The 15,024-nt window shown below is 61.5% G+C and carries 14 protein-coding genes; 1 reads left to right on the top strand and 13 read right to left on the bottom strand.

What is annotated here, in order from left to right; genetic code table 11:
- From NTD85_RS18915 to NTD85_RS18855, 13 genes are all read right to left on the bottom strand, one after another.
- A partial coding sequence (locus NTD85_RS18915) for a peptidylprolyl isomerase (RefSeq protein ID WP_262142909.1) occupies nucleotides 1–946 on the bottom strand: 946 nt, incomplete at its 3' end.
- Complete coding sequence (locus NTD85_RS18910; protein WP_003224470.1) at nucleotides 943–1,413, bottom strand: YbjN domain-containing protein; 471 nt, start codon at nucleotides 1,411–1,413, stop codon at nucleotides 943–945. The genes NTD85_RS18915 and NTD85_RS18910, both read right to left, overlap by 4 nt.
- Nucleotides 1,414–1,434: 21 nt before the next feature.
- The gene (locus tag NTD85_RS18905; RefSeq protein ID WP_262142908.1) at nucleotides 1,435–2,064 is read right to left on the bottom strand and encodes a DNA repair protein; all 630 of its coding nucleotides are present in this window, start codon (nucleotides 2,062–2,064) and stop codon (nucleotides 1,435–1,437) included.
- An 18-nt stretch (nucleotides 2,065–2,082) separates the two neighbouring features.
- Nucleotides 2,083–3,780: a putative porin gene (locus NTD85_RS18900; RefSeq protein WP_262142907.1), complete on the bottom strand. Its 1,698-nt coding sequence runs from the start codon at nucleotides 3,778–3,780 to the stop codon at nucleotides 2,083–2,085.
- A 53-nt stretch (nucleotides 3,781–3,833) separates the two neighbouring features.
- On the bottom strand, nucleotides 3,834–4,532 hold the full coding sequence (locus NTD85_RS18895) for an energy transducer TonB (RefSeq protein WP_262142906.1): 699 nt from the start codon (nucleotides 4,530–4,532) through the stop codon (nucleotides 3,834–3,836).
- Nucleotides 4,533–4,535: 3 nt separating this feature from the next.
- A complete protein-coding gene (locus NTD85_RS18890; protein ID WP_262142905.1) occupies nucleotides 4,536–4,961 on the bottom strand; it encodes an ExbD/TolR family protein in 426 nt (141 codons plus the stop codon).
- An 11-nt stretch (nucleotides 4,962–4,972) separates the two neighbouring features.
- A complete protein-coding gene (locus NTD85_RS18885; protein WP_262142904.1) occupies nucleotides 4,973–6,772 on the bottom strand; it encodes a DUF2341 domain-containing protein in 1,800 nt (599 codons plus the stop codon).
- Nucleotides 6,773–6,784: 12 nt separating this feature from the next.
- On the bottom strand, nucleotides 6,785–8,383 hold the full coding sequence (locus NTD85_RS18880) for a ShlB/FhaC/HecB family hemolysin secretion/activation protein (RefSeq protein WP_262142903.1): 1,599 nt from the start codon (nucleotides 8,381–8,383) through the stop codon (nucleotides 6,785–6,787).
- A 73-nt stretch (nucleotides 8,384–8,456) separates the two neighbouring features.
- Entirely contained in the window at nucleotides 8,457–9,068 is a 612-nt protein-coding gene (locus NTD85_RS18875; RefSeq protein ID WP_080593238.1) for a transposase, read from the bottom strand.
- Between the two features lie 271 nt (nucleotides 9,069–9,339).
- Nucleotides 9,340–9,762 (bottom strand): hypothetical protein, encoded by a 423-nt coding sequence (locus tag NTD85_RS18870; RefSeq protein ID WP_103485613.1) that lies wholly within the window; start codon nucleotides 9,760–9,762, stop codon nucleotides 9,340–9,342.
- Nucleotides 9,763–9,933: 171 nt separating this feature from the next.
- Nucleotides 9,934–11,142: a DSD1 family PLP-dependent enzyme gene (locus NTD85_RS18865; RefSeq protein WP_262142911.1), complete on the bottom strand. Its 1,209-nt coding sequence runs from the start codon at nucleotides 11,140–11,142 to the stop codon at nucleotides 9,934–9,936.
- 74 nt (nucleotides 11,143–11,216) lie between these two features.
- Nucleotides 11,217–12,545 (bottom strand): D-arabinono-1,4-lactone oxidase, encoded by a 1,329-nt coding sequence (locus NTD85_RS18860; protein WP_226501519.1) that lies wholly within the window; start codon nucleotides 12,543–12,545, stop codon nucleotides 11,217–11,219.
- A gap of 76 nt (nucleotides 12,546–12,621) precedes the next feature.
- Nucleotides 12,622–12,984, bottom strand: coding sequence for a c-type cytochrome (locus NTD85_RS18855; RefSeq protein ID WP_103522074.1), 363 nt, complete (start codon nucleotides 12,982–12,984; stop codon nucleotides 12,622–12,624).
- Nucleotides 12,985–13,356: 372 nt separating this feature from the next.
- Between NTD85_RS18855 and NTD85_RS18850 the strand changes: the two genes are divergently transcribed.
- Entirely contained in the window at nucleotides 13,357–14,982 is a 1,626-nt protein-coding gene (locus NTD85_RS18850; protein WP_262142902.1) for an NADP-dependent glyceraldehyde-3-phosphate dehydrogenase, read from the top strand.
- The last annotated feature ends 42 nt before the right edge of the window (nucleotides 14,983–15,024 follow it).

The following is a 15,024-nucleotide window of genomic DNA, read 5'->3' as shown; positions in this document are numbered from 1 at the left end:
AGTGCTTCTCTTCCAGGACCTTGTTCAGCTCAGCCCCATCAATACTCAACGTCGCGGTATTGAGCATCCCGTCCAGATACGCCTGGGCAATCTGCTCCTGACGTTGCGCACGCAAGGCCTGGGTCAGTTGATCGCGCAGTTCGTCGAGGCTCGCGGTACGTGCCGGTTGCTGTTCGGTGAGTTTGATCACATGGAAACCCGCCGCGCTCTGCACCGGCTCGGACACCGCACCAACCTTCAATTTCGCCACCGCACCCCGCACCTCCGGCACCAGTTGCTGCAACGGTTGCAGCCCGCTATCGCCGCCCCGTTCGGCGGTCAGGCGATCCTGCGAATACTGGGTCGCCAGCGCGGCAAAATCCCCCGGCGCGCCTTGGGCTTTCCTGCTCAGCTCAGACGCCTGTTTGCGTACGTTTTCCAGACTCTGGGCATCCGGCACCGCGAGGAAAATCTGGCTGACCCGATACAGCGCCGGAGTCTGCCAGTTGGCCTTGCCGGCGTCATACGCCTGCTGCAACTCGGCCGTACTCGGATAGTCCGTCGGGACTGTACTGACCGAGCGCAGGTAATCGCGAAAGACGATCTGCTCGGTGGCCGCGCGGGTTTGCCGCACCACGTCCGGACGCTGCGCCCAGCCCTGAGCGTCGGCCTGCTCCAGCACGGCTTTCTCCGCCAACCGCGCACGAATCCAGCGCTCCAGCGCTTCACGGTTGCCGCGCAATTGCTCGCGAGTCGCCGGCGGGACGGTCGCCAGCAGCGCCTGCAACTCCTGCGGCGTCACTTGCTGATTGCCCAACCGCGCCACCGCAGGCCCCGCAGCAACCGCCGCCAACGGCGACGATTGCTGGGCGGCAACCGGGTCTGTGCCCGGTCGCAGCACCAGCGCCACGGCTACCACCAACAGCGCCACTGCCCCGGCGCCGATCACCATGGCAGGCTTTTTCACAGCGCGACTTCCTCTTGCTCAGCGGTAGCGACTTTTGCCGTCGAAGCTTGTGCGGCCTGGCTGAAATCACGCAGGTAGACGATGAACTCCTGCAACAGGCGATCCCACAATTCCAGATTGCCGCGCAGGTGATCGTGGCTCACACCGGCCGCCAGCACCACGTCCATTTCCATCACCAGAAACTCGCCCTGCAACGACAACCGCGCAAAACGCCGGGTGGCGTTCCACTGTTCGGCCACGCCCTGTGGCAACTCACCTTGCACCCGCAGCGCGCAGCTGAAAGTGAAATCGACGTAGCTGCCCTGCTCCACCGCCGGGTTGCCGAAACGCACGGCATAGCCGATGCCCTGACTGGCGCTGAGCAACTGCACGATGCCGTTCTGTTCGGTCTGGTTGACGCGATAACCGGCCGCTTGCAGGACTTCGGTCAGGGATTGTGGGGACACATGGCTGATCAATTGAGTCATGACTTCTTCCTTGTTGGTAAATCAGTGTGCGAGCGCGGCTTGCGGCGCGTCGAATTGAGTCTTGTACAGCTCGTCACCGAACCCCTGAGCCAGTTCATCGAACTTGACCCGGGCGCTGCCCGCAAAGGGCTGGCGGATCTTCATCACCTCGGCCACATCGATGTTTTCGTAGGCGCTGAGGATCTGCTTGGCGACGCCATACATCTGCTGATTCTTGACTGAACATTGCTGCACTTGTGTGTCACGTTCAGCCAATTGCGCCTGAAGCTTAGACCGTTCTGCTTCTTTGGCACGGGCCATGACCAACAACTCGTCGTAGGCTTTCTTGAACTTGCCGACCTGTTCGCTGCTGGCGGCGATTTGCGCCTGCGCCTGGCTGTGCAGGTTCTGCTGCTGGCCGGCCAACTGCTCGGCCACGCCTTTGGCCTTGGCCAGTTCGGCGGTCAATTGCTTGATCTGCGCCTGCGCAGCCTTGGCCTCGTTCTGCGCCGCCAGTTGCGCGGCGCTGGCCTGGGCCTGCTGGCTCTGCAGGGCCTGCAACTGCTGGGTGGTGCTGCGCAACTGGGTGCGCAAGCGCTCCTCCATGCCTTCGGCGTGCGCGCCTTGCGCGATGAAAAAACTCAGCCCCAACAGTAAAACTCGTGCGTGCATGACCGTACTCCCGGCGCCTTAGAAGCGCGTGTTGATCTCAAGCTGCAAGACGTCGATGTCGAACGGCGCGCCGTACACCGCCTCGGTGCTCAGCCAGCGGCCAGTGGCGTAGACGTTCTTCGCCAGACCGTAATTGCCGCCGAGGAAATAGCCCTTGGCGTTGGTCCCGCCGAGGTGGAACGAGGAATCGTTGAAGCCGTCAGGCAAGGCATCTGGCTGGATGTACTTGTAGCCGGCGAAGAGGTTCCAGTCGCCCTGCTTCTTCAGGTCCAGCGCGTTGCCGAGGGTGAACTGCACCATCCACGCATTGGCGCCGCTTTCGATGTCGCCGTTGCTGTTGAGGTTGTTGACGATCTGCCCCTCGGCGCGTTTGCGCATGTCGCCTTCGTCGTAACCGAGGTTGTGGATGTAGTTGCCCTGGCTGCGCAATTTGAAGTCTTGCGGCAGGTCGGCGTCCCACACCAGGTTCAGGTCGAGCAGGTTGAACTCCGATGCCAGGCCGACGAATTGCGGCTGCGGCGTGGTGGTCGGGTTGGCCGGGTTCGGCGTAATGTCGCGCAGCAGGAACACGCTGTTGCCCTTCTGCATGAACGCCGCACGGGTGCCATCGGTGTCGCAGCCTGGGGCGCCTGCCCACGGCTCGCAAGGACTGGAGCGTTGCCCTTGAATGTCGTCGAAACGGTAGTAGGCCAAAGCGCCCTTGAGGCGGTTGTTGCTGTTGATCGCCCACTTGGCGCCGATCTGCGCGCCGTACAGCCACTTGTTGTCGCTTTCTTCCTTGTCGAAACCGTTGCTGGTGGTGGTGTCGTTGGTGTAATCCACCGGGAATGCACCGACGGTGCCGAACACGCCCCAGTCGCGGTTGAGCTTGTGGTCGAAGATCGCCGCCACACCGTCGAAGTTCAGGTCATTGGAATAGAGCATGTCGGTGGACATGAACGGGTTGGCGAAACGCCCGCCGGTCAGGGTCAGCTCGTCGGTGGGCTTCCAGTTCAGATAGCCCTGATCAAGCCAGATGTCTTTCTTGGCAAAGCCGCCACCGAGGTTCTGCGTGGTCGATACCGGGTTGTTGTCCGAGCCGGTGCCGATGCGGATGCCGGCGGTCCATTCCGGCGAAATCACCGCTTTCATGCCCAGCCGCGCACGCAAGCGGAACAGGTTGGTGCGGTCTTCACGGGTGTTGAGCAGCGGCGGCAGGCTGGTGCTGCTGTTGGGGTTCACGTCGTACGGGCCGTTGTTGTTGAGCTTGGCGAAGTCGACGATTTCGTTGCTGTTGCTGCCCGAGTAGTAGCGCGATTCGTCGCGCAGGCGGATGTCGCCATCGAAGCTGATACGCGAAGCCCAGTCCGGGAAGGTGTTGGGCGCCGCCCAGTTTTCCTGCTTGGCGGTGGCCATGACCTCGGCCTTGACCTGATCGCGGATCTGGTCGCGCACTGCCGCTGGCACATACTGCACGCGCACATCGCCCGGCGCTGCGACCGGACCTGCCGCCACCGCAGTCGATGCCGCTGCCTGCCTGGCCTGGGCGGCTTCGTTCTGCGCCTGGGCGATCAGCGCGTCGGCCTTGTCCTGTTTCAAAATGCCCTGCTCGACCAGCAAGCGGATCAGATTGATCGTGGCGTTCTCCGAGGGCGCAGGCGCTGCCGCGGCCTGGCCGACCAGGGTCGCGATGACCATGCCGACCGCCAGGGACAATCGATTCACGTTGGAAATCATCTGCACACAACTCCTTTTGGCAAAGCTTGAATGCTTGGCAATGAATAAGTGGGTTAACCCGGACGCCGCCCTTGCAGGGACAGGCGCACAGGCAAAGTCATGGAGGCCGGTGGCCGTTCGCTCAGGTGCGGCGCGTTACGCAGCGCCGCCAGCACCTGGGTGTCGATCTCGGGATTGCCGCTGGACTTGACCAGCTCGACCCGGGTGATTTCGCCGACGCTGCTCAGCCACACATCGGCCTGCAGCGAGAATGCGAGGTTGCGCAGATCGGGGTTCTCGCGCAGCAAGCGCTGAAACGTGAACGCGAGGAACTGGCTGTAGGTGCCGGTGCCAAGGCGTCCACCACCCGCCCCCGCCATGCCGCCACCCTTGCCGGCGCCGATGTTGAAAGCGTCGTTGCCACTCTGCGCATCGCCGTCCATTTGCATCGGGTTGGCCAGATCGTCCGCCGGTGATGGCGGCGCCTCTTCCTCGGGCTTGACCTCCTGCGGCTCGGGCGTTGGCTCAGGCTCGACGACCTTTTCTTCCACCGGGGTTTCCGGCTCCGGCGGTTTTTCCGGAGGTGGCGGCGGCGGCAACGGAATGATCGTCGGCACCTTCGGCGCTTCACGGCGCACGCCGCTCATGTCATTGGCCCACTGCCACAGGAACCACGCGGCGAGCGCGCCGAGCAGCAGCCCGGCGCCCCACTTCAGGTAACGCAACGGCGAACGCTTCACCGGCAGCGGCTCGATCGGGAGTTGTGCGGTCATCACTCAGCCCTGCGCCGGTTTGCCGGTCACCAGACCGACCTGAGACAGTTCGAGCCGGCGCAACAGATCCAGCACTTCGATGACCTTCTGGTACTGCACGGTCGCGTCGCCGCGCACGATCACCGGGAAGTCCGGGCTCTGCGCCTTCTCGATGCGCAGGCGTTCCTCCAGCTCGGCCAGGGTCACCGGGTAGGCGTCGAGAAATACCTGGCCGCCATCGTTGACCGAAATCGCCTTGGTCTTGGCCTCCGACAGCGACACCGAGGCGCTGGCCTTGGGCAGGTTGATCTGGATCCCGGAGACCTGCGCGGTGGCGGTGAGGATGAACATCACCAGCACCACCATCAGCACGTCGACCAATGGGGTGATGTTGATGCTGTCCACCGCTGCATCTTCGTCATCGTCGTGGGAGGCATTTACAGACGCCATGGCAGTGCTCCTCAGGCCGGTACGGAGTGGTTGGCGTGATGACCGCGCTGATGCGACGCCTCACTGAACTGGCTCTCGCCGTGCATCTCCGCCAGACGCGTGATGAACTCGTCGACGAACACACGCATGTCGGCGCTGACTTCCTTGTTGCGGGTGATCAGGCGGTTGTAGCCAAACAGCGCCGGGATCGCGACGAACAGGCCCATGGCGGTGGCGAGCAATGCGGCGGCCATGCCCGGCGCGATGGCGTTGATGTTGACGTCGCCGGCCATGGCGGTGCCGAGGAACACCACCATGATCCCCAGCACGGTGCCGAGCAGGCCAATGTACGGGCCACCGGCGATGGCGTTGGACAGGGTCGAGAGTTTCGAGCTGAGCGCCTGGTTCTCGCGGGTGCGCACGCCGTCCATCGAGCAACGGATGGCTTCGATGGTGGCGGCGGACACCGAAGAGGTATCGGCGCCCTGCTCGCGACGGGTACGGATTTCCTTGACCGCCACCGAGTACAGGCGCCACAGCGGCGAATGCTGCAGACGCTGAGCCAGTTGCGCGTCGTCAGCGAACATTTCCAGGCGGGTGCCGACCTTGGCGAATTGCTCGCGGAAATCCTCGTTGGCCTTGCTCACACGGCTGAGGGTGCGGTTCTTGCGCAGCATGATGATCCACGACTGGAACATCATCAGCACCAGCACGGCGATGATCACCCAGGCGTCGACCGGCACCGCGTTGAGCAGGAAACCGAGGCTGCCGAAGCCGAAACCGGACTGTTCTTCATCGACGCCGTAGGCCACCAGTTTCGACTCGGCGCCTTGGGAGGTCGCATCAGCCAGCAGCAACGGCGCCGGACGCGCGACTTTCGACAGGCGCAGTTCGTCGATGGCGCCCACGAATGGCTGGTACGGGCCTGCGGCCAGATCGCCGCCAATCGCCATCACCGAATTGAACGCCGGCATCGCTTGAGCGAGGGTCGCACTCTCACGACCATTGATGTACAGGCTGACTTTCGAACCTTCGGCGGTCAGCGCGACGTGCTGCCATTGGCCCGGATTCAGCGGCTGAGTGGCCACGGCGCGCTGGCCGTCGATCTCCACAAACGGCACACCCTGATTGACCCCGATCAGCAGACTGTTGGCGCCTTCACGGCGGGCCAGAATCAGTTGTTCGCCATTGGCCTGATCCAGACGCAGCCAGGCGCTGAAGGTGAAGGCGCTGCCAGCGCTGTGCTGCAACGATGGACTGGCCGGCAGCAGCAACGGCTGACCGCTGAACTGCAAGGCGCGCCCGATCACACCGTCAATCGCCGCGCCAGTGGCGCTTTGTGCGGTGTTGCCGTAAGCGGTGGTGTCCTTGGCCGGGGTGCCGGTGGCGCCGTCGAAGTGATACAGCGCGGTGTAATTCGGATCGAAGGTCAGTTGGCCGTTGCCGGTTGCCGGGGCCTTCTGGTTGCCGTAGTACATCCAGATGTCCTGACGCTGGCCGCCCTCGACATTCGGCACATCGACCCAGATCAGCGCCATGCCCATCAGCGCATCGAAGCTTTCGATCTGGTGGTTGAGCACGGTCTTGTCATCGGCGGCGACGAAGCGTAAATCCGCGCCGTCTTCCTTGACGCCATCGAAGGTGAAATTGCCGGTGTGCAGGCGCACCAGCAACGCGGTGCGGCCCAGCGCCTGATTGATCCCGGCGCCCTGCGGCGTGGTGTCGACGGCGATCTGTTTGCGGTAATGCCAGTCGTCCTGCCACCAGGCCTGAGCCGTGGCCGGGAGCACGAAGCCCAGGCAGATCAACAACGAAAGAATGAGGCGCTGCATGAACGTGCTCCTTTAGAAAGTGGCTTGAAGGTTGAAGTGCAGGCGCGACTCCTGCTTCGAGGTGTTCGGCCCTTCGAGTAGCGGGTAGCCCCAGTCGAGGCTGCCGGACAGCCATTTGCTGAGGCTGGCGCGGGTGCCGAGGCCGACGCTGGCCAGGGCGTAACTGGCGTCCTGGTCCGGCAGTTCGTCGCGCAGGTACAGTTGCGCGCCTTCGGCGAAGGCGTAGAAGCGCCATTCCTGCATCCAGCTGCCGGCGTATTTCGCCAGCGACGGGGTGCGCAGTTCCTGACTGAGCAGCACGCCGTCATCACCCGTGCGCTCGGCCGCCAGATAGCCGCGCACCGAGGTCGCGCCGCCAGCGGAAAACTGTTCGTTGGAGACCAGTGGCCCCGACGCCAGCTGGAACGCGCCTTTGCTCGCGCTCTGCCAGTCGTTGTCGAAAGTCCAGGTGAAGTTGCTGTCGCCCTTGAGCACGGCGAAACTCGGGTTGGCGTGGTAGCGTTTGTAGTCGAAGTCTTCGTCGGAACTGCCGTAACCAAAAATGCTGCGGGTGGCTGCGACCAGGCTCAGGCCGAGTCCAAGCTGACTTTTTTCGGTGTAGCGGAAGCCGTTGTAGGCGAAGGTGAACGGCGCATATTTCAGCGGCACCTTGTCGCTCTCGCCGGACAGGGTCAGGCGTTCGTCGAAGTCCTTGAAGTCGATACCGGCCGACAGCGAGTTCGACCAACTGCCACTGGACGGCAGCGTGTAGATCGCCGACACCCCGTAGGAATGGCCCTTGCCCAGCACGTTGCTGCCGCCGATGGTGGCGACGTTGCTGTCGGACTGATAACCGGAGAACTGCACACTCCAGCGCTCGGTCAATGGCGCGGTGTAGGAGCCCGACCAGACCTTGGCGTTGTCGGTGTCTTGCGGCGCGGTGAAGAATGTCAGGTTGATGCTGTGGCCGAGCTGCCACAGGTTGTTGTAGCCGAGGCTGGTCACGGCGCGGAGCTTTTCGGTGTCGGCGCTGTAGTCGTTGTTGAGACCGATGCTGCCGGTCCAGGGGTTCTGGTCTTCGACCTGCAAATCGACGTCCATGGTGCCGGGGCGTTGACCTTCGCGCACCAGCGGCATGACCTGACGGCCCGGGGTTTTATTGAGCTGCGCCAGTTCGCCCTGAACCTTGGCGAAGTCCGGCACCTCGCCTTCTTTCAGGGCCGGGACGTTGTCGCGGATGTCCAGCGGCGAATAGTGTTTGGCGCCGACCACGCGCACCCGGCCGACCTTGGTTTCGCTGACTTGCAGATAGACGATGCCATCCGCCACCGCTTGCTCCGGCAGTTCGACGAACACCGATTGGTAGCCGCGCTCCTGATAGGCCTTCTGCAAGGCATCGCGGGCGCCTTCGATGTCGCTCATGGCTTTCTGCGGGCCGAGAAACGGGTACACCGCCTGTTCGATGGCCCGCGCGTCGAGCACGGTGTTGCCGCGCACGAAGTATTCGTTGACGTCCACCAGACGTTGCGGCGCAGCGGCTTCGGCAGCCTCTTCGGCGAATGCCGGTTGCGCGCCGGCCGTCACCAGCAGCCAGCCCCACAGCGCCAGCCGTGACGTGAAAATCTGATCCACACTACCCCCTGAATTCGCGATGACCTGTTGGCGCTGTTGCACGCCTTGTGTGTTGCATCAATGGCTGGCGCGGCTAATTGCTGACGTGTGCGGCACCGCTGTGCTTGCCGAGCCAGGTATGCAACAGCGCGAAGTTCAAGGAGAACTCGGGCATTTGCAGCAAGGCACCGCAGAACACTTCGCCGATGATTTTCTGAATGAGCTGCACCGCACGCGGGTTGTTGAGGAGCGTGGCGATGTCGCGACTGAGGACGTTGAAGCTCCAGACTTTCTGGTTCAGGCCAAGACCGACGAACCAGCGGAACAGCAGGTTGTAATTGAGCTGTTCATACAGTTGCTGCTCGCTGGGCACCGAATACAGCAGTTGCAGGAGCAGGATGTGCATGACGGTTTGCGCGGGGATGAGCATGCCGGGCTCGGCATTGAGTTCGTGCAGCAGGTCTTGATGGGCATCGAGCAAGTCGTCGATCTGCGGGCGCAGCAATACCAGCGAATGGCCTGGCGGAATGTAGCTGGAGACCTCTTTCAAGGCGCCCTGCCAGTCATCCTGCGACACGATCCAGACCCACGGCGCACCATAGCGATACACCGAAACCGGCTTCTTGCGCGCCGCTTCGACGATCTTCGACAGGCGCTGATCGAGTTCCTGCATGCCCACTTTCGAGTAGCGTTCCATAGTCCCCATTGCCTCACTCCCGGCGTCCCGCCTCGGCTTGTGAAAAGCGCCCCGTTGGGCCCCTCAAGCGCGTTACATAGGCATGACCGGACTGGCTATGTGCTACCGAACTTTTGTCATAAAAGCTTCATTTCAAAAATTGAGATTGGCTGCGTCGACAGCAAAGGAAGGAATTGTTCCGGGGGCGGGTGCTGAATCAGATGACGCTTCGCTGAGACTGCGGTTCAGCAAAGCGCCAAAGCTGGATGACAACGGGCATCAACATGTTTGGTTGAAGAATTCAAACCGTTTTCAGACTAAAAGTTCCGGAAACTTTCAACTCTTTAGGGCCAGGTGGGTTGGGATTACCCTCTAGTTTCATCAAAATATCAAACTTGCCTTCCGTTTTTCGAGGTGAGTCCGTATACGCGACAGTGACTTCGCCCGATGTGGCAACATAGGCGAAATTGTGCATATCGGAATAATCCAGATATCTCGCAACAGACAGTTGACTGACAGGATAAGTGGCCGAAAGAGCCTTCTTCGGAAACCCCAATTCGAAATATTTCTTAGGCTCCATATGACCCCCAACCCCCTCCCTGACCGAAACCTTGAAGCCATTACCCGAATCTTCAAATGAAAGTGCATCGGCTCTTACGTCACCGCGCTCATCGGTTTTCACTTCAAAGCTGCCCGACGTCTCTGATTCTCCACTGGTCGCCATTTCGTTCTCCCATGACAAGCGCATGTCCTGTCATTTGTTAGTTGAGATTAAAGTAGAAGCATGAACCACACTTCTGTAGGGTTTAATACGCCGGCTGCCTTATCGGGTCTACTGTCAAACTTGACAGTGGACAAACAACTGAAAATCTGAACGACCACAACGAACAGCACTTCAGGAATATACCGGCCATCTTTCAATGATTTTTCCGTCGCGTATCGCCAGCAAATCACCGAACTGCAACAGCACCGCTTCGGTCTGGGTCGGACGCAGGAACACTTGATCTTCGACGTTCAGGCCCACGGCATTCGAACCGTTGACCATCTCCTGATTCGAACTGCGGCCATACACTCCGTTGCTTTGTAGTCCGGCCGGCGATTCGAACTCGGCCATCCAGTTGCCGCCGTAAATGAAAAAGGTCTGGCGCTGGTTGGTGTCCCACCAGGAGAACAGCCGCGACTTGTCATCCAGCGCCGGAATGTTCACCGCCCCCGTACTCTTCAACACAGGCGTGGCGATGTAGGTCGCCGGCACGTGATCGACCAGCGACGGCAGGTCGTAGTGCGTCGGCTTGAGCATCGCCGTGCCCACCGAAACCTCGGTGCTCATCTGCTCGTTTTCATGGATGCGGTAACTCGGGCTGCCGGCGGTGTTCAGGCACAGGTTGTCATTCCACAACGTCGGATACTGCTGGCGGGTGAAATCCACGCAGCGCTGATAAATCACCATGACCTTGGCGAACAGTTCCTCGGGCGAACCGAGAATCCCCGGTACGCCCATGCCCACGAACGGGTCGTAACCCATGAGCCCGGCGAACTGCAGATGCTGCGGATTGGCGCTGATCAGCGTGAGCATCTGCCCCAACACATTCACATCACTGACCCCGCCGCGATGCAGGCCGACATCCAGTTCGATGTTGATGCGCATCCGCGTGCCCAGCCCCTGCGCCAACGCGAGGTATTGCTGCAGGCGCTCAGGCCCGTCGAGCAGCCATTGCAGTTGCCTGGAAGGATCGAACGAGCCTTTGTGGTTTTGATAAAACAGCTCGGCTGAACGCACCGGCAACGGCTTGCCGAGCAGAATGTCGGACTGCGGAAACGTGACCGCATCGTGATTGAGAAACGGCTGGTGAAACGACATGAGTTTTTGCGTCCCGGCCCGTTGCGCGATGTAGCTCAACAGCCCCGGCGAAGGCAGGGATTTTTCCACCAGACGCAATTGCTTGCCGCCGCGTTTGACCGACTGCATCACCACGTCGATGTTGTGATCGAGGCGATCCAGATCGATCACCAGCACCGGGCGCATCGGGCCTTTGTCTTTCAGTTCATTATTCAGCGCGCGGAAATATTCGCTGTACGGCGCACCTCGATCACCCGGTCGCAGCCAGGTGCCCAAGCCCACCAGTAAAGCGCCGACACCCAACGTGCCGAGCATGAAATTGCGTCGATTGAGCGCCATCAGCTCACCCCCAGAATTGACGACAGATGCGCATTGAGAAAGCGTCCGCTCGGATCCAGCGCCTGACGCACCTCGACAAACTCGCGCCAGCGCGGATACAGCGGCTGCAACGTGCGGGCGTTGAGCGTGTGCAACTTGCCCCAGTGCGGGCGGCCGTTGTACTTCCAGAAAATCGGCTCGACCGCCGCGAAAAAGTTGTGGTGATCCATCTGATAGTGCTGGTGCACCGAGATCGAACAGCTGTCGCGACCCTCGAACATGCTCAGCGGAATATCGTCGGCTTTCACGTAGCGATACTCGATGGGAAACCAGGTGCGCAGGTCTTTGTCGCGAATCAGTTTGAGAATCTCGCGCAGGCACGCCGGGCCGTGTTCGGCAGGCACCGAGTACTCCATCTCGTTGAAGCGCACGGTGCGCACGTTGGCGTAGATGTCAAACGAATCACCGACCCGATCATCGAAATTCGCCAGATGCCGGAGGCTGTTGAGCAGCGTGCTGCGCAGCTCAGGGAAATCGCTGCCATATTTGTCGATCTTCTCGATCAGGGTCACGAACTCGTTGCCGCCCTCCTCTTCGGGCGGGATCGGCGGCGTGGCCGGGTCGCTGGTTTCGTTGAGGGCGATAGACAAGGCGTAATCGGAATGGGTGACCACGAGCATTTCCCAGTGCTGATTTTCGCGGGTGTTTTTGTCGAGGTCTTCCAGCAGCTCTTCGGTCCTGGCGATCCACTGACGCTCGCGCAGGCGATAGGCCGGGCGATTTTGCAGGCGGATTTTCGTCGCCACGCCCAGTGCGCCCAAGGACACCCGCGCAGCGTTGAACACCTCGGGATGGCGCTGGCTGTCACAGTCCAGCACCTCACCATTGGCCGTCACCAACTGCATGCCGCAGACGTGGGCGGAATAGGACTGAAAGGTTTTGCCGGTGCCGTGGGTCGAGGTGGAAATCGCCCCGGCGAGGGTCTGATAGTCGATGTCGGCCATGTTTTGCAGCGCCTGGCCGACGTCCTTCAGCGGCACGCCCATGCGCGACATCGGCGTGCCGGCAGCGAATTCGGCCTGCAGGGTTTTCGGGTCGTGATCGAGCAGCCCGGTGAAATAGCTCAGCGACAGCAGCGTGCCGTCGGTGGGCACCAGCGCACTGAACGAATGCGCCGAACCGACCGGGCGGATTTTGCCCTGGGCCTGGCGAATCGCAGCGCTCAGTTCATCGAGATTCTTCGGCGCCAACCGCGCCGCCGGCAGGCAACTCTGCCCGCCCGACCAGTTGCGCCAGGGAATCAGTCGCGGCGCGCGCATCAATTGCCCAAGCGCGGGATTGGCCGCCAGCGCACTGAATGCGCCGACGATGCTTGCCCGCTGCAACAACTGCCGGCGTGTCAGATCCATGCTCATGCGCGCACCCTTATTGTGGGAGGGGCTGATCGGCCATGAAGCCGATCAGTTGCAGGAATTGTTCTTCCGAACACTCGACGCACTGGCCCATCGGCGGCATACCGTTGTAGCCGTTGATGGCGTGGTCGAGCAGCGTGTCGGCGCCCTGCTGGATACGCGGTTCCCAGGCTTTACGGTCACCGGTCAATGGTGCGTTGGCGGCCGGATTGGCGTGACACAGCTGGCAGCTGTTGGCGTAGATCTGCGCCAGTGCCGGGTCGGAGGGGGTGGCGTTGCTCGCAACGCGATGGGTGGCTGGAGGTTTGGCGTCATCGCCGCAGCCAGGCAGCGCAATCGCCAGCGCCAGCAAAAAGGTCAATCGCAATGCCCGCATAACGATCCTCGCGTGGGATGCCGTTTATTGTTGTGAGCCCACCTTAAGGCAGCGGCGCCAGCGGGTTGAGGGCATTGCGGGACAGTGAGGGGAACTTCGGGGGCCAGCAGAAAATGTTCAAACCATACAATTCAACTGTGGGAGCGGGCTTGCTCGCGAATGCGGTGTGTCAGCCATGAGGATGTCAGTTGAAAGGACGCATTCGCGAGCAAGCCCGCTCCCACATTGGATTTCATAAACCAGTCAGAGCTCTGTTCCGCATCTCTGCGTGACATTCGCGTGACATTGGCGGGTTTAAATGTCGGCGCATTCAGGCGTATAACCTGTAAAGACTTTTTGATCTGTATACGGACATCAATACGGGGTAGCGACATGACCACAGCAAACATCCTTGGCAATCTGTTCCCTTCTGTCAGCGACATCCCGGAAAAATACCGCCTCGACGGTCAGGTCGAGCAACGCGAATACCTCGTCGATGGCGAACTGCGGCGCTGGGACGGCCCGCTCGCACAAGTGCGTAGCCCGGTCTATATCCATGGCGAAAGCGGCGATGAACAAGTGATCCTCGGCAGCACGCCACTGCTCGACGCCGACACCGCCCTCACCGCCCTCGACGCCGCCGTGCGCGCCTACGATCGCGGTCAGGGCCAGTGGCCGACCATGCGCGTGGCCGAACGGATCCAGCACGTCGAAGCGTTCCTCGGGCGTATGCGCCAGCAGCGCGAAGCCGTGGTCAAACTGCTGATGTGGGAGATCGGCAAGAACCTCAAGGACTCGGAAAAAGAGTTCGACCGCACCTGCGACTACATCGTCGACACCATCAACGCGCTGAAGGAACTCGACCGCCGCTCCAGCCGTTTCGAACTGGAGCAGGACACCCTCGGCCAGATCCGTCGCGTGCCGCTCGGTGTCGCGCTGTGCATGGGCCCTTACAACTATCCGCTGAACGAAACCTTCACCACGCTGATTCCGGCGCTGATCATGGGCAACACCGTGGTGTTCAAACCGGCCAAGCTCGGCGTGCTGCTGATCCGCCCACTGCTCGAGGCGTTCCGCGACAGCTTCCCGACTGGCGTGATCAACGTGATCTACGGCAGCGGCCGCGAGACGGTCAGCGCGCTGATGGCCAGCGGCAAGATCGACATCTTCGCCTTCATCGGCACCAACAAGGCCGCCAGCGATCTTAAGAAACTGCACCCGAAACCGCACCGTTTGCGCGCCGCGCTGGGTCTGGATGCGAAGAACCCCGGCATCGTCCTGCCGGAAGTCGATCTGGACAACGCAGTCAGCGAAGCGGTCACCGGTTCGCTGTCTTTCAACGGCCAGCGCTGCACCGCGCTGAAGATCCTGTTTGTGCACGAGGACGTGGTCGACGCCTTCATCGAAAAATTCAACGCCAAACTCGCCACGCTCAAGCCGGGCATGCCGTGGGACAGCGGCGTGGCGCTGACGCCGCTGCCGGAGTCGGGCAAGGTCGACTACCTGCACGGTCTGGTGGCCGACGCGCAGAGCAAGGGCGCACAAGTGGTCAACCCGAACGGCGGCGAGAGTCGTGAGTCGTTCTTCTACCCAGCCGTGCTGTACCCGGTGACGCCGCAAATGCGCGTGTACAACGAAGAACAGTTCGGCCCGGTGGTGCCAATCGTTCCATATCGCCATCTCGATACCGTGATCGATTACGTGCTGGAATCGGACTTCGGCCAGCAACTGAGCCTGTTCGGCACCAACCCGGTGGCGATCGGCCGACTCGTCGACACTTTTGCCAACCAGGTCGGGCGGATCAACCTCAACGCCCAGTGCCAGCGCGGCCCGGACACCTACCCGTTCAACGGGCGCAAGAACTCCGCCGAAGGCACGCTGTCGGTACACGATGCGCTGCGGGTGTTTTCGATCCGCACACTGGTGGCGACCAAGTTCCAGGACAACAACAAGGATCTGATCAGCGAAATCATTCGCGGCCGCGATTCGAGCTTCCTGACCACCGACTACATCTTCTGACGAGGACTTTGCACTGAGCACCTTCAGCACCCACCGACTGCC

The sequence above is a fragment of the Pseudomonas sp. 13B_3.2_Bac1 genome, assembly GCF_025466205.1.
Taxonomy (GTDB): Bacteria; Pseudomonadota; Gammaproteobacteria; order Pseudomonadales; family Pseudomonadaceae; genus Aquipseudomonas; species Aquipseudomonas fluorescens_H.
The sequence above is the reverse complement of the archived record's forward strand: the minus strand, read 5'-3'. Positions and strand labels throughout refer to the sequence as shown.